The sequence below is a fragment of the Streptomyces sp. NPDC048507 genome, assembly GCF_043199995.1.
In the GTDB taxonomy this organism is placed as follows: Bacteria; Actinomycetota; Actinomycetes; order Streptomycetales; family Streptomycetaceae; genus Streptomyces.
Genome location: NZ_JBICWZ010000003.1, coordinates 149,277 through 167,174, shown reverse-complemented (window position 1 = coordinate 167,174; position 17,898 = coordinate 149,277). Strand labels below are relative to the sequence as shown.

The 17,898-nt window shown below is 73.1% G+C and carries 14 protein-coding genes; 7 read left to right on the top strand and 7 right to left on the bottom strand.

The window, feature by feature from the left end:
- Positions 1-12: 12 nt before the first annotated feature.
- The 4 genes from dusB to ACGFXC_RS09800 all read left to right on the top strand — a co-directional run bounded on the left by dusB (position 13) and on the right by ACGFXC_RS09800 (position 6,214).
- Positions 13-1,155 (top strand): tRNA dihydrouridine synthase DusB, encoded by a 1,143-nt coding sequence (gene dusB / locus ACGFXC_RS09815; RefSeq protein ID WP_393711258.1) that lies wholly within the window; start codon positions 13-15, stop codon positions 1,153-1,155.
- 366 nt (positions 1,156-1,521) lie between these two features.
- Entirely contained in the window at positions 1,522-4,230 is a 2,709-nt protein-coding gene (gene ppdK, locus ACGFXC_RS09810) for a pyruvate, phosphate dikinase (protein ID WP_393711256.1), read from the top strand.
- Between the two features lie 413 nt (positions 4,231-4,643).
- Positions 4,644-5,672: an ArsR/SmtB family transcription factor gene (locus ACGFXC_RS09805; protein ID WP_393711254.1), complete on the top strand. Its 1,029-nt coding sequence runs from the start codon at positions 4,644-4,646 to the stop codon at positions 5,670-5,672.
- Positions 5,673-5,809: 137 nt separating this feature from the next.
- Positions 5,810-6,214 (top strand): VOC family protein, encoded by a 405-nt coding sequence (locus ACGFXC_RS09800; protein WP_393711252.1) that lies wholly within the window; start codon positions 5,810-5,812, stop codon positions 6,212-6,214.
- 29 nt (positions 6,215-6,243) lie between these two features.
- Here the strand turns inward: ACGFXC_RS09800 and nirD are convergent, their stop codons facing one another.
- Entirely contained in the window at positions 6,244-6,576 is a 333-nt protein-coding gene (gene nirD / locus ACGFXC_RS09795; protein WP_393711250.1) for a nitrite reductase small subunit NirD, read from the bottom strand.
- On the bottom strand, positions 6,573-9,095 hold the full coding sequence (nirB, locus tag ACGFXC_RS09790) for a nitrite reductase large subunit NirB (protein ID WP_393711248.1): 2,523 nt from the start codon (positions 9,093-9,095) through the stop codon (positions 6,573-6,575). The genes nirD and nirB overlap by 4 nt, the downstream gene beginning before the upstream one ends.
- A gap of 203 nt (positions 9,096-9,298) precedes the next feature.
- Here nirB and ACGFXC_RS09785 point away from each other — a divergent pair, with 203 nt between their 5' ends.
- Positions 9,299-10,594 carry a ferric reductase-like transmembrane domain-containing protein gene (locus ACGFXC_RS09785; RefSeq protein ID WP_393711246.1) on the top strand — a complete coding sequence of 432 codons (1,296 nt, stop codon included), beginning with the start codon at positions 9,299-9,301 and terminating at the stop codon, positions 10,592-10,594.
- 433 nt (positions 10,595-11,027) lie between these two features.
- On the top strand, positions 11,028-11,804 hold the full coding sequence (locus ACGFXC_RS09780) for a TSUP family transporter (protein WP_351819156.1): 777 nt from the start codon (positions 11,028-11,030) through the stop codon (positions 11,802-11,804).
- Between the two features lie 32 nt (positions 11,805-11,836).
- On the opposite strand, the gene ACGFXC_RS09775 is transcribed toward ACGFXC_RS09780, so the two are convergent.
- The 4 genes from ACGFXC_RS09775 to ACGFXC_RS09760 form a co-directional block, all read right to left on the bottom strand.
- Positions 11,837-12,514, bottom strand: coding sequence for a class F sortase (locus tag ACGFXC_RS09775; protein ID WP_393711244.1), 678 nt, complete (start codon positions 12,512-12,514; stop codon positions 11,837-11,839).
- 147 nt (positions 12,515-12,661) lie between these two features.
- The gene (locus tag ACGFXC_RS09770) at positions 12,662-13,204 is read right to left on the bottom strand and encodes a hypothetical protein (protein WP_393711242.1); all 543 of its coding nucleotides are present in this window, start codon (positions 13,202-13,204) and stop codon (positions 12,662-12,664) included.
- A 184-nt stretch (positions 13,205-13,388) separates the two neighbouring features.
- Positions 13,389-14,702, bottom strand: coding sequence for an ATP-binding protein (locus ACGFXC_RS09765; RefSeq protein ID WP_393711240.1), 1,314 nt, complete (start codon positions 14,700-14,702; stop codon positions 13,389-13,391).
- The gene (locus ACGFXC_RS09760) at positions 14,699-15,370 is read right to left on the bottom strand and encodes a hypothetical protein (RefSeq protein WP_393711238.1); all 672 of its coding nucleotides are present in this window, start codon (positions 15,368-15,370) and stop codon (positions 14,699-14,701) included. The genes ACGFXC_RS09765 and ACGFXC_RS09760 overlap by 4 nt, the downstream gene beginning before the upstream one ends.
- 170 nt (positions 15,371-15,540) lie before the next feature.
- On the opposite strand from ACGFXC_RS09760, the gene ACGFXC_RS09755 reads away from it, so the two are divergent.
- Positions 15,541-15,996, top strand: a complete 456-nt coding sequence (locus tag ACGFXC_RS09755) for a gamma-glutamylcyclotransferase family protein (RefSeq protein ID WP_393711236.1) — start codon at positions 15,541-15,543, stop codon at positions 15,994-15,996.
- Here ACGFXC_RS09755 and dnaG read toward each other — a convergent pair.
- Positions 15,993-17,891 (bottom strand): DNA primase, encoded by a 1,899-nt coding sequence (gene dnaG, locus ACGFXC_RS09750; protein WP_393711234.1) that lies wholly within the window; start codon positions 17,889-17,891, stop codon positions 15,993-15,995. The genes ACGFXC_RS09755 and dnaG overlap by 4 nt on opposite strands.
- Positions 17,892-17,898 lie beyond the last annotated feature (7 nt).

The window sequence follows — 17,898 nt, the reverse complement described above, 5'->3', positions numbered from 1 at the left end:
GACAATGGGGGGATGACCACGCTCCCCCCGCCCCTCGCGATCGGCCCGCACACCGTGCAGCCCCCGGTGGTGCTCGCGCCGATGGCAGGCATCACCAACGCCCCGTTCCGCACCCTCTGCCGCGAGTTCTCGGGCGGCAAGGGGTTGTTCGTGAGCGAGATGATCACGACCCGCGCCCTGGTCGAGCGCAACGACAAGACCATGCAGCTGATCCACTTCGACGCGACGGAAAAGCCCCGCTCGATTCAGCTGTACGGGGTGGATCCGGTGACGGTCGGCAAGGCCGTGCGGATGATCGTCGAAGAAGACCGCGCCGACCACATCGACCTGAACTTCGGCTGCCCCGTCCCCAAGGTCACCCGCAAGGGCGGCGGCTCGGCCCTGCCCTACAAGCGCAACCTGCTGCGCGCGATCCTGCGCGAGGCCGTCGCGGGCGCCGGGGACCTGCCGGTGACCATGAAGATGCGCAAGGGCATCAACGACGAGCACCTCACCTACCTCGACGCCGGCCGGATCGCCGTCGAGGAGGGGGTCACCGCGATCGCCCTGCACGGGCGCACCACCGCCCAGCACTACGGCGGCACCGCCGACTGGGACGCCATCGCGCGGCTCAAGGAGCACGTCCCGGAGATCCCGGTGCTCGGCAACGGCGACATCTGGTGCGCCGAGGACGCGCTGCGCATGGTCCGCGAGACGGGCTGTGACGGCGTGGTCGTGGGGCGCGGCTGCCTGGGCCGGCCGTGGCTGTTCAACGACCTGGTCGCGGCCTTCGAGGGCCGCCCGGAGGACTTCCACAAGCCGACCCTGCGCGAGGTCGCGGCCACCATGCACCGGCACGCGCAGCTGCTGGGGGAGTGGATCGGGGACGAGGCCCGCGGGGTGATCGACTTCCGTAAGCACGTGGCCTGGTACCTCAAGGGCTTCGCCGTGGGGTCGCAGATGCGCGGCAAGCTGGCCGTCACCTCCTCCCTGGCCGAATTGGACGCTCATCTGAGCGAGCTGGATCTGGATCAGCCGTGGCCCGACGACGCGGACGGCCCGCGCGGCCGGACGTCCGGAAACAACCGGGTTGTCCTGCCCGAGGGCTGGTTGAAGGATCCGTACGACTGTGCCGGGGTGAGCGAGGACGCCGAGCTGGACACGTCCGGAGGCTGACAAATCGCCCTCAGTGCGGCGTGATATACGCCACGCATGGGAGATGTTTCGCTCAGATGAGCGCAGAAGTCACGGGTAAGACTTTCAAAGGGTGGCACTGGGTGCCACCCTTTCTGCGTTCAAGACTTGAACGCAAATGGATCGATGATCGCTCATCCGAGCGGAATCAGGCCCTGAAGGGGCACCCTCTCTTCGGGAAATGAAGGATCACAGGGGGTTTCCTCTACCCGTGAGTTACTTTCGATCTGCTGGCGCACGGGTGGTTACAGCCTCATGACGACCAAGTGGACGTACCCAGAAGCCTTCGATCTGGGTATGTTCCTGGCCGTCAGGGCAGCCACCCGAGTCCTCGAGGAGTCGAGACCCGTGTCGGAAAACAAAGATCAGAAGCTCGTCTACGACTTCACCGAGGGCAACCGGGACCTCAAGGACCTTCTCGGCGGCAAGGGAGCCAACCTCGCCGAGATGACCAACCTTGGTCTCCCCGTGCCTCCCGGCTTCACCATCACCACCGAGGCCTGCAAGGTCTACCTGGAGAGCGGCTCGGCCCCGGCCGCGCTGCGCGACGAGGTCAGCGCGCACCTCGCCGCCCTCGAGGCGAAGATGGGCAAGAAGCTGGGCCAGTCGGACGACCCGCTGCTGGTCTCCGTCCGCTCCGGAGCCAAGTTCTCCATGCCGGGCATGATGGACACGGTCCTCAACATCGGCCTCTCCGACGAGTCCGTCGCGGGCCTCGCCGCCCAGTCCGGCGACGAGCGCTTCGCCTGGGACTCCTACCGCCGTCTGATCCAGATGTTCGGCAAGACCGTCCTCGGCGTCGAGGGCGAGCTCTTCGAGGACGCCCTCGACGAGGCCAAGGCCGCCAAGAAGGTCACCGTCGACACCGACCTCGACGCCGCGGACCTGAAGACGCTGGTCGCGTCCTTCAAGAAGATCGTCGCGAAGGAGGCCGGCCGCGCGTTCCCGCAGGACGCCCGCGAGCAGATGGACCTCGCCGTCGAGGCGGTCTTCAACTCCTGGAACACCGACCGCGCGAAGCTCTACCGCCGCCAGGAGCGCATCCCCGGCGACCTGGGCACCGCCGTCAACATCTGTTCCATGGTCTTCGGCAACCTCGGCCCCGACTCCGGCACCGGCGTCGCCTTCACCCGCGACCCCGCCAGCGGCCACCAGGGCGTCTACGGCGACTACCTGCAGAACGCGCAGGGCGAGGACGTCGTCGCGGGCATCCGCAACACCGTCCCGCTGGCCGATCTGGAGCAGATCGACAAGGTCTCGTACGACCAGCTCATGGCGATCATGGAGACGCTGGAGACCCACTACAAGGATCTCTGCGACATCGAGTTCACCATCGAGCGCGGCCAGCTGTGGATGCTCCAGACCCGCGTCGGCAAGCGCACCGCCGGCGCCGCCTTCCGCATCGCCACGCAGCTCGTGGACCAGGGCCTGATCGACGAGGCCGAGGCGCTCCAGCGCGTCACCGGCCACCAGCTGGCGCAGCTGATGTTCCCGCGCTTCGACGACGCGGCCAAGAGCACCCTGCTGGGCCGCGGCATCGCCGCCTCCCCGGGCGCGGCGGTCGGCAAGGCCGTCTTCGACTCGTACACGGCCGTCAAGTGGTCCCGCTCCGGCGAGAAGGTCATCCTGATCCGCCGCGAGACCAACCCGGACGACCTGGACGGCATGATCGCCTCCGAGGGCATCCTGACCTCGCGCGGCGGCAAGACCTCGCACGCCGCCGTCGTCGCCCGCGGCATGGGCAAGACCTGTGTCTGCGGCGCCGAGGAGCTCGACGTCGACACCAAGCGCCGCCGGATGACGGTCGGCGAGACGGTCATCGAAGAGGGCGACGTCGTCTCCATCGACGGCTCCACCGGCAAGGTCTACCTCGGCGAGGTACCCGTCGTACCGTCCCCGGTCGTCGAGTACTTCGAGGGCCGCATGCACGCCGGAGCCGACGACGCCGACGAGCTCGTCGCCGCCGTGCACCGGATCATGGCCTACGCGGACCGCGTCCGCCGCCTGCGGGTGCGCGCCAACGCCGACAACGCCGAGGACGCGCTGCGCGCCCGCCGGTTCGGAGCTCAGGGCATCGGCCTGTGCCGCACCGAGCACATGTTCCTCGGCGAGCGCCGCGAGCTGGTGGAGCGGCTGATCCTGGCGGACACCGACGGCGAGCGCGAGGAGGCACTCAGTGCCCTCCTGCCGCTGCAGAAGAAGGACTTCGTCGAGCTGTTCGAGGCGATGGACGGGCTGCCCGTCACGGTCCGCCTCCTGGACCCGCCGCTGCACGAGTTCCTGCCCGACATCACCGAGCTCTCGGTGCGCGTCGCCCTCGCCGAGTCCCGCAAGGACGCCAACGAGAACGACCTGCGCCTGCTCCAGGCCGTGCACAAGCTGCACGAGCAGAACCCGATGCTGGGTCTGCGCGGCGTCCGGCTCGGTCTGGTCATCCCCGGTCTGTTCAAGATGCAGGTCCGGGCCATCGCCGAGGCCGCGGCCGAGCGCAAGAACGCCAAGGGCGACCCGCGCGCCGAGATCATGGTCCCGCTCGTGGGCACCGTCCAGGAGCTGGAGATCGTCCGCGAGGAGGCCGACCAGGTCATCGCCGAGGTCGAGGCCGCGACGGGCACGGAGCTCAAGCTGAGCATCGGCACCATGATCGAGCTGCCCCGCGCCGCCCTGACCGCCGGCCAGATCGCCGAGGCCGCGCAGTTCTTCTCCTTCGGCACGAACGACCTGACCCAGACCGTGTGGGGCTTCTCCCGCGACGACGTCGAGGCCAGCTTCTTCACCGCGTACCTGGAGAAGGGCATCTTCGGGGTCTCGCCCTTCGAGACCATCGACAAGGACGGCGTCGGCTCGCTGGTCCGCAGCGCCGTGGAGTCCGGCCGGGCCACCCGCCCCGACCTCAAGCTCGGCGTCTGCGGCGAGCACGGCGGCGACCCGGAGTCGGTGCACTTCTTCCACGAGGTCGGCCTCGACTACGTCTCCTGCTCGCCCTTCCGGATCCCGGTGGCGCGCCTGGAGGCCGGTCGCGCGGCCGCCGAGTCGAAGGGCTCCGACAGCCGCTGAGCCTCGCGGGGACCGGTCATCGCCGGTCCCGCCCCGACCGCGCCCGTCCCCGGTGTCCTGACCGCGGGGGACGGGCGCGCCTTCTTTTCGAAGGCGGGGTATCGCCGCATATTCAACGAAGTCTTTACGGCACCAGGCGGTGGACGGATCCCCACCCGTCCACCGCCTGCCGCCTATCCGCCAGGCACGTCGGCGCTTCCCTGTGCGACCGACCGCCAGGCCCCGCAAAGCCCCCCACGGCCTTCACGGAGCGTTTCGGTCGCACCGGAGTGTGCCTGGCGGAGTACAGGATTTCGCTTGTCACGCCCCTGCCGAAAGGGGTTTCAACTGTGGCCGAAAGGGCGTGGTGACCACGTGTGACGGCATGCATACTCATGGGGCGGGGGGATTGCGGTTGCACAGCTGGGGGTTCGGTGCTTCGTATCCATTTCACTGGAGTGGACCTGGCACGCGTACGGATGGCAGGGCGTCCCGATGCGTTGTGGGAAACGATTCTTAGTTTTCACCGCTTAAGAGACCGGCGTGATGTCCGGTTGTTCGGTGAATGGCGTACGGAAACCCGGAGCCGGTTGAATGGTGAAACAAGGCTGCTCGGCGCGCTCATACCGGCGCGCGGCTATTTCCCGGATTTCCTGACGCCCACCGAGGGGCAGTACGGGTGGGACGTCGGCCTCGACGCCTTGCGCGGGCTGCGCCCCGAGCGGCTGCGGCGCGAGCTCTCCCTCGTGGGATCCGGCTCCGGTACGGGCTTCGGCGCGGCCTTCGGGACCCCGCCGCCCTCCCGGCTGCGGGAGTTCATCGACGGCGGCACCAAGCACCTGCCGCGGCTGCTGGCGGAGCTGCGCGGATACCACCGGGCGGCGGTGGAGCCGTACTGGACCCACATCCAGGCGCAGATAGAGGCCGAGCGGGCCGCGCGCGGCCGGGCGCTGCTCGACGGCGGCGCCGACGAACTGCTCGCCTCCCTGCCGCCGATGCTGCGCTGGCGGGCGCCGGTGCTCGAATGCGAGTACCCGGTGGACCGCGACGTACGGCTGCGCGGGCGCGGGCTGCTGCTCCAGCCGTCCTTCTTCTGCCGCCGCACCGCGGTGACCCTGCACGATCCGGAGCTGCCGCCCGTGCTGGTCTATCCGGCGGCGGCCCCACTGGCGTCGGCGGCGGCCGCCGGGGAGGCCGCCCGGCCGGCGGAGGAGCAGCGCCAGCGCACGCTGGGCAAGCTCGTGGGCCACACCCGTTCCGTGGTGCTGCGGGCCATCGGGGACGGGGCCACCACCAGCGAACTGGCCCGCCGCGCCGGGGTCTCCCTCGCCTCGGCGAGCCAGCACGCCTGCGTGATGCGCGAGGCGGGCCTGGTGACGACCCTGCGCCACGGCAACGCCGTCCTGCACACGGTGACCCCGCTGGGCGCGGCCCTCCTCAAGGGCGGCGCCGTGGCGTCCTGAGGGCCGGCGGCCGCGCGGCGGATCCTGGGGAAGAAAGTTTCCCGGAGAGCGATGAGTCCGGGGCCGGGCCCCGGTCTACCCCTCGGAAGCACCGCACGCGCCGGGCCCGCCGGACACACGAGAGAAGAGACACCGAGATGACCACCATGATCTTCGTCAACCTGCCCGTGAAGGACCTCGACGCGACCAAGGCCTTCTGGGGCAAGCTCGGTTACTCCTTCAACGCCCAGTTCACCGACGAGAACTGCGCCTCCATGCCCATCACCGACAGCATCGTCGCGATGTTCCTCACCGAGGCCCGCTACAAGGACTTCACCCACAAGGCCATCGCCGACGCCACCACCACCTCCGAGGTCCTGCTCTGCCTGAGCGCCGAGAGCCGCACCGCCGTCGACGCGCTCGTCGACGCGGCGGTGGCGGCCGGGGCCGGTGAGCCCCGCCCGCCGCAGGACCACGGAGTCATGTACGGCCGGGCCTTCGACGACCTCGACGGCCACACCTGGGAGATCATGTGGATGGACCCGTCGATGGTCCAGGGCTGACGGCCGCGCGGCCGGCCCGGCAGGCCCCCCTACGAGGCCCCGGCGGTCCGCACCGGATACGTCCGGACCGCCACCTCCTCGTCGTCCAGGCAGCGCCCCGACTCCAGGTCGAAGCGCTGCTTCAGCAGCGGCGAGGCCACGAACGGCCGGCCCGCCGCCCGCCCCAGCAGCCCGCGCGAGAGGACCTGGGCCCCGGTGAAGGGGTCCCGGTTGCCGATCGCGTACGGACGCCCGGCCCGGTCGAGGAACACCGCCGCCTGGCTCCCGTCGGGCAGCAGGGCGGCGACACCCCGGCCCGGGGTGAGCGCGGACAGCTCGCACACCGCCAACCAGCCGTCGGCCACCTTCAATTCCAAGGTCATCGGACCCCTCCGATCGTCAGGACGGCCAGATCGGGCTTGACCTGGTCGCGTTCGGGGACGAACCGCACCGTCGGGTCGGGGGCGCCGGGCGCGTTCACGAAGGACACGAACCGGCGCATCCGCTCGGGGTCGCGGAGCGTCTCCGCCCACTCGTCGCGGTAGTGCGCCACGTGCCCGGCCATCAGCGCCTCCAGCTCCGCGCACAGTCCGAGCGAGTCGTGCACGATCACGTCCCGCAGGTGGTCCAGGCCCCCCTCCAGCCGCTCCAGCCAGGTGGAGGTCCGCTCCAGCCGGTCGGCGGTGCGGATGTAGAACATCAGGAACCGGTCGATCAGCCGCACCAGTTCGGCGTCCGAGAGGTCCTGTGCGAGCAGGTCGGCGTGGCGCGGGACCGCGCCGCCGTTGCCGCCGACGTAGAGGTTCCAGCCGCTCGCCGTCGCGATGACGCCGAAGTCCTTGCTCTGCGCCTCCGCGCACTCGCGGGCGCAGCCGGACACCGCCGACTTCAGCTTGTGCGGGGCGCGCAGACCCCGGTAGCGCAGCTCCAGGCCGATGGCCATGCGGACGCTGTCCTGGACCCCGTAACGGCACCAGGTGCTCCCCACGCAGGACTTCACCGTCCGCAGGGCCTTGCCGTACGCGTGCCCGGACTCGAACCCGGCGTCGACGAGCCGGGCCCAGATGCCGGGCAGCTGGTCGACGCGGGCGCCGAAGAGGTCGATCCGCTGGCCGCCGGTGATCTTCGTGTAGAGGCCGAAGTCGCGGGCCACCTCGCCGATCACGATCAGCTTGTCGGGGGTGATCTCCCCGCCCGGGATGCGCGGGACGACCGAGTACGAGCCGTTGCGCTGGAGGTTGGCCAGGAAGTGGTCGTTGGTGTCCTGGAGGGCGGCCTGCTCCCCGTCGAGGACGTAGCCGCTCGCGCCGAGGGCGGCGGCGAGGGAGGCGATGACCGAGCCGACCGCGGGCTTGCAGACCTCGCAGCCGTCGCCGCCGCGGGCCTCCGGGCGGCCGTGGGCGTCCAGGATCTCCCGGTACGAGGTCAGGCGCCGGGTCCGGACGATCTCGTAGAGCTCCGCCCGGGTGTACGGGAAGCAACCGCACAGCCCCTGGCCGTCGGCGGCCGGCAGCAGCTGGCCGATCACCTTCAGGCAGCCCCCGCAGCCGGTGCCCGCCTTGGTGCACCGCTTGACCTCGGGCAGGCTCGCGCAGGCACTGATCGCCTTCTTGGTGACGTTGTGGCAGGAGCAGACCACCGCGGAGTCGGGGAGCGTGGAGGGGCCCAGTCCGCTCGCGGGGCCGAGCCCGGCGGGCAGCACCAGCTGCTCGGGGGCGACCGGCGGGACGCTGCCGGTGAGCGGGCGCAGCAGCCCGTAGGCGTCGGCGTCGCCGACCAGCACCCCGCCGAGCAGGACCCCCTCGGGGGAGACCACGAGCTTCTTGTAGACGCCCGAGCGGGCGTCGGACCACACCACCGCGAGGCTGCCGGGCGTCGTCCCGTGCGCGTCGCCGAAGGAGGCCACGTCCACGCCGAGCAGCTTGAGCTTGGTGGACAGGTCGGCCCCGGTGAACTCCCGCGCGCGGCCCAGCAGGTCCTCGGCGGCCGTCGCGGCCATCTCGTAGCCGGGCGCGACCAGTCCGTAGACCCGGCCGTCGGCGGCCAGGGCGCATTCGCCGACGGCGTACACCCGCGGGTCGGAGGTGCGGCAGCGGGAGTCGACGACGATCCCGCCGCGCTCGCCGACGGCCAGTCCGCAGGCGCGGGCCAGCGCGTCGCGGGGGCGGATCCCGGCGGAGAAGACGACGAGGTCCGTCGCGACGGCCGAGCCGTCCGAGAGCCGCATGCCGCTGACGGAGCCGTCCTCCGCGGTCAGCACCTCCTCGGTGCCGACGCCGGTGTGCACGCTCAGCCCCATCGACTCGATGGTGCGCAGCAGGGCCGCGCCGCCGCCCTCGTCGACCTGGACGGGCATCAGGCGGGGCGCGAACTCCACCACGCGCGTGTCCAGTCCGAGACCCTTGAGCGCGCCGGCCGCCTCCAGCCCGAGCAGCCCGCCGCCGACCACGGCCCCGCTCGCGCGCGTCTTCGCGTAGGCCTCGATCGCGAGGAGGTCCTCGACCGTGCGGTACACGAAGCAGCCGGGCGCGTCCCGCCCGGGGACGGGCGGCACGAAGGGGGAGCTGCCGGTCGCCAGGACGAGCACGTCGTACGGGAACACCCGCCCGGAGCGGGCGGTGACCGTACGGGCGTCCCGGTCGATGCTCTCGGCGGGGTCGTCGAGGTGCAGCGCGATGCCGTGGCGCTCCATGAACCCGTCCGGGGTCACGGAGAGGTCCTCGGGGGTGTTGCCGGAGAAGTACGAGGTGAGGCGCACGCGGTCGTAGGCGGGCCGGGGCTCCTCGGCGAGCACCGTGACGCGGTGGGTCGCGGTGGCGCCGCGCTCGGCGAGGGCCTCCAGGTAGCGCTGGCCGACCATGCCGTGGCCGATCAGTACGATCGCGGGCAGGGGCTCGGTCATGTCGGGGGCCTCCGTCGTCGGTGAGAGGGCGGAACGGGACGTCGTGTCCTCGAGCCTGCGCGCCCGCTGTTTCCCCGCCGCACCACCCCTGTTACCCGGACGGAACGCCGTCCTCAGCGCCGGGATTAAGGGTCGGTGAGGCCTCCCTCAAGGCCGTCTTAAGGATCACCGCGAGGGCCCCGGGCCCGCTTAGCGTGGCTGCCATGCGAGATGCGGCGGTACGGGTCAAGGGCGGGATGCTGGGCGGGGCGGGGCTGGTCGCCCTGCTCTGGGCGGCCCAGGTGCGCCCCTCGGCCCGGCTCGACGCGCTGTTCGCCACCGCCGCGCACCTGACCGGGCTGCTCGCCGGGTACGGGATCCTCGTGCTGCTGTTCCTCATGGCCCGGGTGCCCGCCGTGGAGCACGGCGTCGGCGCCGACCGGCTCGCCCGCTGGCACGCGCTGGGCGGCCGGCACGTGGTCCTGCTCTGCTTCGGCCACGGGCTCCTGGCGCTGCTCGGCTTCGCCGTCCACGAGGGGGTCGACGTGCTCACCGCCGTGCGGGACCTGCTCGGCTATCCCTGGCTCGGGGCCGCCGCGGCCGGGACCGTCCTGCTGGGCGCGGTCGGCGTGACCTCCGCCCGGGCGGTACGCCGCCGGGTCGCGCACGAAACCTGGCGCGGGGTGCACCTGGCCGTGTACCTCGCCGCCGCGCTTGCCTTCGGCCACCAGCTCGCCGGGCCTGACCTGGCGGCCGCCGCCTGGTTCTGGGCCCTGGCCTACGCCGTGGTGGGCGTGCTGCTGGTCTGGTACCGGGCCGTGGTCCCCGTACGGCAGGCCCTGCGGCACGCGCTGCGGGTGGCCGAGGTCAGGGTGGAGGGGCCCGGCGTGGTCTCCGTCGTCGTGCACGGGCAGCACCTCGCGGAACTGCGCGCCGAGCCCGGACAGTTCCTGCGCTGGCGGTTCCTGACCCGGCGGCTCTGGTACACGGCCCTGCCGTTCTCACTGTCGGCGCCGGTGCGCGGCACCGCCCTGCGGATCACCGTCAAGGGGCTCGGCGGACACTCCCGCCGGATCCGCCGGCTGCGCCCGGGTACGCGCGTCCTCGCCACCGGGCCGTTCGGGGCGCTCACCGCCGCCCGGCGGACCCGGCCCAAGGTGCTGCTGATCGCGGGCGGGGTCGGGATCACTCCGATGCGGGCCCTGTTCGAGACGCTGCCCGGCGGCCCCGGGGACATCACCCTGCTCTACCGGGCCGGTGCGGAGGACCAGCTCGTGCTGCGGGCCGAGCTGGAGGCCATCGCCGCCGGGCGTCAGGCCGGCCTGCACTACCTGCTCGGGCCGTCCGACGGGGCCTACGACCCGCTGGCCCCGCGGGCGCTGGCCGCGCTGGTGCCGGACCTGGCGGAGCACGACGTGTACCTGTGCGGGCCGCCCGGGATGACGGAGGCCACGCGGGGCGCGCTGCTGCGGGCCGGGGTGCCGGCCGGGCGCGTCCACACCGAGTGCTTCACCTTTTGAGGGGCCCGCGCGGTCCGGCCCGCGTGCCCGCTTCCGCTTCCGTTTCCACTGCCGCTTCCGTTCCCGCCCGTCCGTCGTGAAAGGCCCCCGCGTCATGCGCCACCCCCTGCACGTAGCCGTGCCCGTGACCCTGCCGGGGGCCCGCCCCGCCGCCCGGCACCGGGGGTCCCGCAGGTCACGCGGGTCCCGCGGGCTCCGCCGGGACTCCGCCCTGCGGGCCTGGGCGGCCGGGGTGGCCCGCGTACCCCCCGCGGGGCGGCTCGCGGCGGGGCTGGGGCTGGCCAGCGTGCTGGCGGCCAGCGCCCTGACGGCGCTGGTGGAGCCGGCCGCTCCGGTGGCCCCGGACCGGGTGCCGGCCCGGCAAAGCTCAACCTTTGCGCAAGTTTCCGGAGACTGATGGCTCCTGCATGGATCCGGTCCATAGGGTCGGCCCGTGCCTGACATATCACTGACCATGATCATCGTGCTGTGCGTCGCCGCGGCCGCCGCCGGCTGGATCGACGCCGTCGTCGGCGGTGGCGGACTGCTGCTCCTGCCCGCCCTGCTGCTCGGCCTGCCGCACGCCCACCCCGCCACCGTGCTCGGCACCAACAAGGCGGTGGCCATCGTCGGCACCACCGGGGCCGCCGTCACCTTCGCCCGCAAGGCCCCGGTGGACGTGAAGCTCGCCGTCCGGATCGGCCTGGCCGCGCTGGCCGGGTCGATGGGCGGGGCCGCGCTGGCGGGCGGGATCAGCAAGGACGCGCTACGGCCGCTGATCATGGGGGTGCTGGTGGTGGTGGCCGCCGTGGTCATCTTCAAGCCGGGCTTCGGCGCCGCACCCTCCACCACGCCCGTCTCCCGGCAGCGGGTGCTGCTCGCCATCGGCCTCGCAGGTCTCGGCATCGGCTTCTACGACGGCCTGATCGGACCCGGCACGGGCACCTTCCTGGTGCTGGCCCTCACCGCACTGCTCCACCTCGACCTGGTCACCGCCTCCGCCACCGCCAAGATCGTCAACGTGTGCACGAACGCCGGGGCGCTCGCGATGTTCGCGTACCAGGGGATGGTGCTGTGGCAGCTGGCCGCGCTGATGGCGCTCTTCAACCTGGCCGGAGGCATGATCGGCGCCGGCATGGCGCTCAGGAAGGGCAGCGGATTCGTCCGGGGCGTGCTGCTGACCGTGGTCGGCGCCCTGGTGATCAAGCTGGGCTTCGAACAGTGGGGATGACGCGACGCCGCCGCTGACGGCGGGCGGCGTCCTCAGTACGTCCCCGTGAGGTGGGCGAAGACGACCACGTTGCCCTGGTAGCCGGTCCGCGGGGAGAATCCGCCGCCGCAGGTGATCACCCGGAGCTCGGCGCGCGGCGCGGGGCCGTACACGCGCCCGTCCGGGAAGGCCCTGGCGTCGTAGACCTCGACCGCGTGGACCGTGAACACCGCCGTACGTCCGTCCGCGCGGGCGATCTCGATCTGGGCGCCCCGGCGCAGCGCGCCCAGGTGGTAGAAGACGGCCGGGCCGCCGGCGTCGTCGACGTGGCCCGCGACGACCGCGGTGCCGGTGGCCCCGGGCGTGGTTCCGTCGCGGTACCAGCCCGCGAGCTCGCGCCGGGTCGGCGGGGGCACTTCGAGGCCGCCGTCGCGGTCGAGGCCGAGGCCGGTGAGCGGGGCGTCGACGCGGATCGAGGGGATCCGGATCCGGCTCGGAGGGGAACCGGGGAGCGGGGCGATGGCCCCCGGGTAGCGGGCCCCGGCGCTCAGCGCCTCGGCGGCGGAGGGCAGCGGCGGCCCGACCGGCTCGCGGGAGCCGCTGGTCACGAGCCAGATGCCGATGACGGCGATGATCGCGACGAGTCCGGCGGGGCCGCGCAGGGCGCCCTGGGTGCCAGGGGCCGCTCCGGCCTCGAGGTGCCCGTGCGGGAGCCGGAAGCCGCCGTACATGCCTGCCCCCTCACCTCGCCGTTCGGGTCTGCCTCGCCGTTCGTGGGACTGGCCGTCGCCCGGCCCCGCGAACGGGGGGGACCTCGCGGGGCGGGCGACGGGGGGCGGTACCGGTCGGACCGCGGCCGGAGCCGCGGTGGGCGCCCGTCAGCTCCGCGTGCCGCTCGCCCGGCGACGCAGGAGCCAGGTACCGCCGACGGCGGCCGCGGCCAGTGCGGCCGCTCCCGCCGTGATCGTGGCGGGGTCGGCGGCGGTGGTCGTGCCACCACCCACCCCGGACTGCACGTGGCCTCGGGGGCCGTGCTCGCCGACGACCAGGTCGCCGGTGGCGAACTTGCCGTTCGCGCAGGTCGCGCCGATGCCGTAGGTGCCCGGCTTGAGCCCGCGCTCGACCCGGAACTGGCCCTCGACCACTTCCTTGTGGGTGCCCGGGACCAGTTTGAAGCGGCCGCCGCCGACCGTGCTGGCATCGCCCTCGGCCCGGCTGCCGGGTCCGCAGGCCTTGGTGTTCACCGTGACCGTGGTGCCCGGGACGGCGGACTTCGGCCAGACCTCCAGTACGGCGAAGTCCCCGGGGGCGAACGGGGCCATGCCGAGGTCCGCGGCGGCCACCGCTCCGGCCACCGGGCCGGCGAAGGCGGCCGCGGTCAGCGCGGTGGCGGTGAGCACGTGGGCGGTGCTGCGGCGCATGACTCACTCCTGGGGACACGGGGTCGTGTCTCGAGGAAAACCGGCGCCTCCGCCCCGCGCCTGCTGATGGTGCGTCAGATCACGCCCCGAGCGCCCCTCCGGAGGGCCCAGGCGCAGGTCAGAGGCCATGTGAGGGCATCGGGGTCCCCCCACCCCGTCCGAGTGACGCCGGGGACGCCCGCCGTCAGGCCCGGGGCAGGGCCACCGAGGCGGCCGCGCCCGAGGGGGCCGGGTTCGAGAGGGTCACGACGGCGCCGATCACCTGGGCCTGCCCGAAGGCGATCGTCAGGCCGAGCCCCGTGCCCTGGCCGCGTTCCGCCGTCCCCGTCCTGAACCGGCTCGGCCCCTCCCGCAGCAGGCTCCCGGGGAAGCCCGAGCCGTGGTCCCGTACCGTCACCGAGGCGCCGGACACCGTCACCGTGACCGGCCCCGACCCGTGCCGCCGGGCGTTGACCAGCAGGTTCGTCAGGATCCGCTCCAGCCGCCGGGCGTCGGTCCGCACCAGCGCGCCGTCGCCGTCGCCACCTGCCTGGTCCGACGGCCCGTCCTCGCCGGACGCGCCGACGAGTTCCGCCGCCACTCCCGAGCGCCGGGTGATCGAGGCGACCAGCGGCCCCAGCCGGTGCTCCTCCAGCCGCGCCTCCTCCCGGTTCGCGTCCAGCCGCGCCACCTCCAGCAGATCCTCCGTCAGCGTCCGCAGCGCCCCGACCCGGTCCCGCACCAGCTCCGTCGGCCGCCCGGGCGGCAGCAGCTCGGCCGCCGTGTGCAGGCCGGTCAGCGGGGTCCGCAGTTCGTGCGCCACGTCCGCCGTGAACCGCTGCTCGGCCTCCAGCCGGTGTTGCAGGCTCGCCGTCATGGTGTCGACCGCCGAGGCCAGCTCGACCACCTCGTTGCGGTTCCCGGGCGCCGCCGTGAAGCCGATCCGGGCATCCAGGTCGCCCGCGCTGATCCGCCGTGCCGTCTCGGCGGCCGACCGCATGTCCTTGCTGAGCCGGCTCGCCATCAGCGCCCCGCCCACCGCCGCGAGCGCCACCACCCCGGCCCCGGAGGCGATCAGCGTCCCGTCCAGCTCCGCCAGTTCGGCCTGCTCGGCGGCGAGGGAGTGCCGCACCGTCAGCACCTGGCCGCCCCCGACCGGCCGCGCCGCCCACACCGCCGGATCGGATCCGGTCAGCTCCAGATAGGTGGTCCGCCGGCCCGCCAGGGCCGCCGCGCGCAGCGGCTCCGGTGTGCCGGGGCAGTCGATGCGGGCATTGGCCTCCCCGACCTTGTCGTAGTCGAGACGCCCGGTGAGCTCGTACACCTGCCGTACGCGGACCAGCTGCTCGGTCGCGCTCTGGCGGGCCGCGTCGGCGATCTGCCGCACGCGCGCCTCGTGGATCAGGACCCCGATGGTCAGCGCGACCAGCGAGCAGCCGACCGCCAGCAGGGCGGCGATCTTCCAGCGCAGGCCGAGGGCCCGGACCCGCGCACGGCCGCGGCGCAGCGGGGCCCTCACCGGGAGGTCCCCGCGGGCGCGGTGGGGGCACCGGGCACCTTGTTGTAGCGGCGCTCGTCGCTGACCACCGTCATCCGTTCGCCGTCCCAGCGGTAGCGGACGGCCTGTTCGGAGCCGTCGTCGGCGGCCGTGTGGATCAGCAGGTCCCGGCCGAGGGACTCGGCGGCCATCCCACGCCCGATGGTGAACAGGACGGGGACGATCCGGGTGCCCTCGGCGGCGTAGACGCTCAGCGCGGTGCGGCCCGACTCGGTGTCGGCGGCGATCAGCAGTTCCTTCTTCCCGTCGCCGGTCACGTCGAGGAGCACGGGCGGGCGGATCCCGGCCCGCCCGGGAGCGTTGATCTTCCCGGTGCCCAGGAACTGTCGCATCCGCTTGTCCGCCCGTACGACGTCCAGCTCGTTCACCGCCCCCAGGCCCCGCGCACCGACCGCCGGCCCGTTCGCCAGCGGTGACGGAGCGGGCTGGCGGGTGCCGGTGGCGACGCCCGTGCCCGGGGAGGAGCCCTCGGCCCAGGCGGGCCAGAGCGTCTCCGGCAGCGGCTGCGGGGACGCCGGAGCCACCGGCTCGCCCGTGGCGAGCCCGTCGGGCGAGGCGCAGCCGCCGAGGGCCAGCGCGGTGGCGCAGAGCAGCAGGGCGGCGGTGGAACGGCGGGGTGATGGCGTCATGGAGGAGGGAACCGTGGGGTCGGGGAGGGGTCGGCTCCCGACGGTAGCCGGGAGTCGTCACGGGGGCCGGGAGATCGTGTAACAGCGGTGCGTACGGTGGGGGTGCGCGGCCGGGACGGGACCTTGGACCCGGGCCGTGCACAGCCAGTCGTAGTCGAGGGGAGGGCTCCGTGACATCGGTCGAACGGCCGGAACCGGCCCAGCTGCCGTTCTTCGTGTACGGGACGCTGCGGCCGGGGGAGGTCAACCACGACCTGTTCCTGCGCGGCCGCACGACGGCCGAGGAGCCCGCGTCGCTGCCCGGCGCGGTGCTCTACGAGGGCCCGGGGTACCCGTACGCGGTCGAGCGGCCCGGCTCCGCCGTCGCCGGGGAGCTGATCACCGCGTCGCCGCAGGCGTACGGGGAGCTGCTGACCGCGCTGGACCGGCTGGAGGAGTACCGCGGCCCGGGCCGCCCGGACAACCTCTACGACCGGCTCGCCCGGGTGGCCGTCCGCCCCGACGGCGTCCGCGTCCGCGCCTGGGTCTACCTGGCCGCCGCCCCGCTGGCCGGCCGCCTCGCGCGATCGGGCACCGAGATACCCGGCGGCGACTGGCACCGCCGCGCCGGGGCCGGGAGTTCCTAGAGGCCCTCGGCGCCGCGGTTGCGCAGCCGCCGGCCGTACTGCTGGAGGACCCACAGCTCCTGCTGGACCGCCGCGTGCTGCTCCGGCGGCGCCTGCGGGCTCAGCCGGGTCATGGTGCCCTGGATCTCCAGGACCCGCCGGTCGACGGCGCGCAGGCGGACCTGGACGAGCTGGACGCCCGCGTAGATCTCGTCCACCGTCTTGGCGTGGATCGCCTCCACCGCCAGCTCCGTGACCATCGCGCGGACGGTGTCGTTCGGTGCGGCCTCGCGCACCCGGGCCAGGTAGTCGTCGGTGCCCTGCGCGGCGCCGCCGGCGTCCTGGATGGCCTGGCGGACCGCCGCGTACGGCGGGGCGGTGAACTCGTCGATCCCGTACGCGTCGAAGGCGGGGGAGACCAGGGCCGGGCGCTGGAGCGCCAGCTTGAGGAGCTCGCGCTCGGTGCGGTGGGCCGGGCTGCGCAGGTTCAGCGCGGGTCCGCCGCCGTTCGGTGCCGGGGGCGCCGGGGCCGGCTCCTGCTGGCGGGCCCGGCCCTGCTGCTGCGGCTGGTTGCCGCGCTCGCGGGCCCAGCGGGCCAGCTGGGCCACCCGCTTGACGACGAACTGCTCGTCGAGGATGCCCAGCATCCCGGCGAGCTGGACCGCCGACTCGTGCTGGATCGAGAGGTCCTTGATGCTGGCGACGACCGGCGCCGCCTCGGCCAGCGCGGCCGCGCGCCCCGCCGGGTTCTCCAGGTTGTGCCGGGCCACGATGTGCCGCAGCGCGAACTCGAACAGCGGGGTACGGGCGTCCACCAGCCCGGACACCGCCGCGTCGCCCTGCGCGAGGCGCAGGTCGCAGGGGTCCATGCCGCCGGGGGCGATGGTGATGGAGGTCTCCGCGGCGAACTTCTGGTCGTCCTCGAAAGCGCGCAGGGCCGCCTTCTGTCCGGCCGCGTCCCCGTCGAACGTGAAGATCACCTCGGCGGTCGCGTTGTCCATCAGCAGCCGGCGGAGGATCTTGATGTGGTCCCCGCCGAAGGCGGTGCCACAGGTGGCGATCGCGGTGGTGACCCCGGCCAGGTGGCAGGCCATGACATCGGTGTAGCCCTCGACGACCACGGCCCGGGAGGTCTTCGCGATCTCCTTCTTGGCCAGGTCGATGCCGTAGAGCACCTGGGACTTCTTGTAGATCGCCGTCTCGGGGGTGTTCAGGTACTTCGGCCCGTTGTCGTCGTCGCGCAGCTTGCGCGCGCCGAAGCCGACGACCTCGCCGCTGATGTCGCGGATGGGCCACATGAGACGGCCGCGGAAGCGGTCGATGGGCTTGCCGCTGCGGCTGTCCTGAGCCAGGCCGGAGAGGATCAGCTCCTTGTCGCTGAAGCCCTTGCCGCGCAGGAACCGGGTCAGGTGGTCCCATCCGGCCGGGCTGTAGCCCACGCTGAAGTGCTCCGCCGCCGCCTGATCGAAGCCGCGCTCCGCCAGGAAGCGGCGGCCGATCTCCGCCTCGGCCCCGCCGAGCTGCTCCGCGTAGAAGAGGGCCGCCGCCTTGTGGGCCTCGACCAGGCGGATGCGCTCGCCGCGGCCGCTGGTGCCGGCGGTGTAGCCGCCCTCCTCGTACCGCAGGGTGATGCCGGCCTGTCCGGCCAGCCGCTCGACCGCCTCCGAGAAGGAGAGGTGGTCGATCTTCATGATGAAGTCGAGGGTGTCCCCGCCCGCCTGGCAGCCGAAGCAGTGGTAGAAACCCTTGCTCGGGCTGACCTGGAAGGACGGGGACTTCTCGTCGTGGAAGGGGCACAGGCCCTTGAGGTTGCCGCCGCCCGCGTTGCGCAGCTGGAGGTACTCGGAGACCACGGCGTCGATCGGGACCGCGTCCCGTACCGCCTTCACGTCGTCGTCGTTGATCCGTCCAGCCACCCGTGAA

Excerpts from the sequence above, each read along its gene's own strand:
- dusB (WP_393711258.1), top strand. The coding sequence starts at position 13 with ATGACCACGCTCCCCCCGCCCCTCGCGATCGGCCCGCACACCGTGCAG.
- ACGFXC_RS09800 (WP_393711252.1), top strand. The coding sequence starts at position 5,810 with ATGACCACCATGATCTTCGTCAACCTGCCCGTGAAGGACCTCGACGCG.
- nirD (WP_393711250.1), bottom strand. The coding sequence starts at position 6,576 with ATGACCTTGGAATTGAAGGTGGCCGACGGCTGGTTGGCGGTGTGCGAG.
- nirB (WP_393711248.1), bottom strand. The coding sequence starts at position 9,095 with ATGACCGAGCCCCTGCCCGCGATCGTACTGATCGGCCACGGCATGGTC.
- ACGFXC_RS09785 (WP_393711246.1), top strand. The coding sequence starts at position 9,299 with ATGCGAGATGCGGCGGTACGGGTCAAGGGCGGGATGCTGGGCGGGGCG.
- ACGFXC_RS09775 (WP_393711244.1), bottom strand. The coding sequence starts at position 12,514 with ATGTACGGCGGCTTCCGGCTCCCGCACGGGCACCTCGAGGCCGGAGCG.
- ACGFXC_RS09770 (WP_393711242.1), bottom strand. The coding sequence starts at position 13,204 with ATGCGCCGCAGCACCGCCCACGTGCTCACCGCCACCGCGCTGACCGCG.
- ACGFXC_RS09760 (WP_393711238.1), bottom strand. The coding sequence starts at position 15,370 with ATGACGCCATCACCCCGCCGTTCCACCGCCGCCCTGCTGCTCTGCGCC.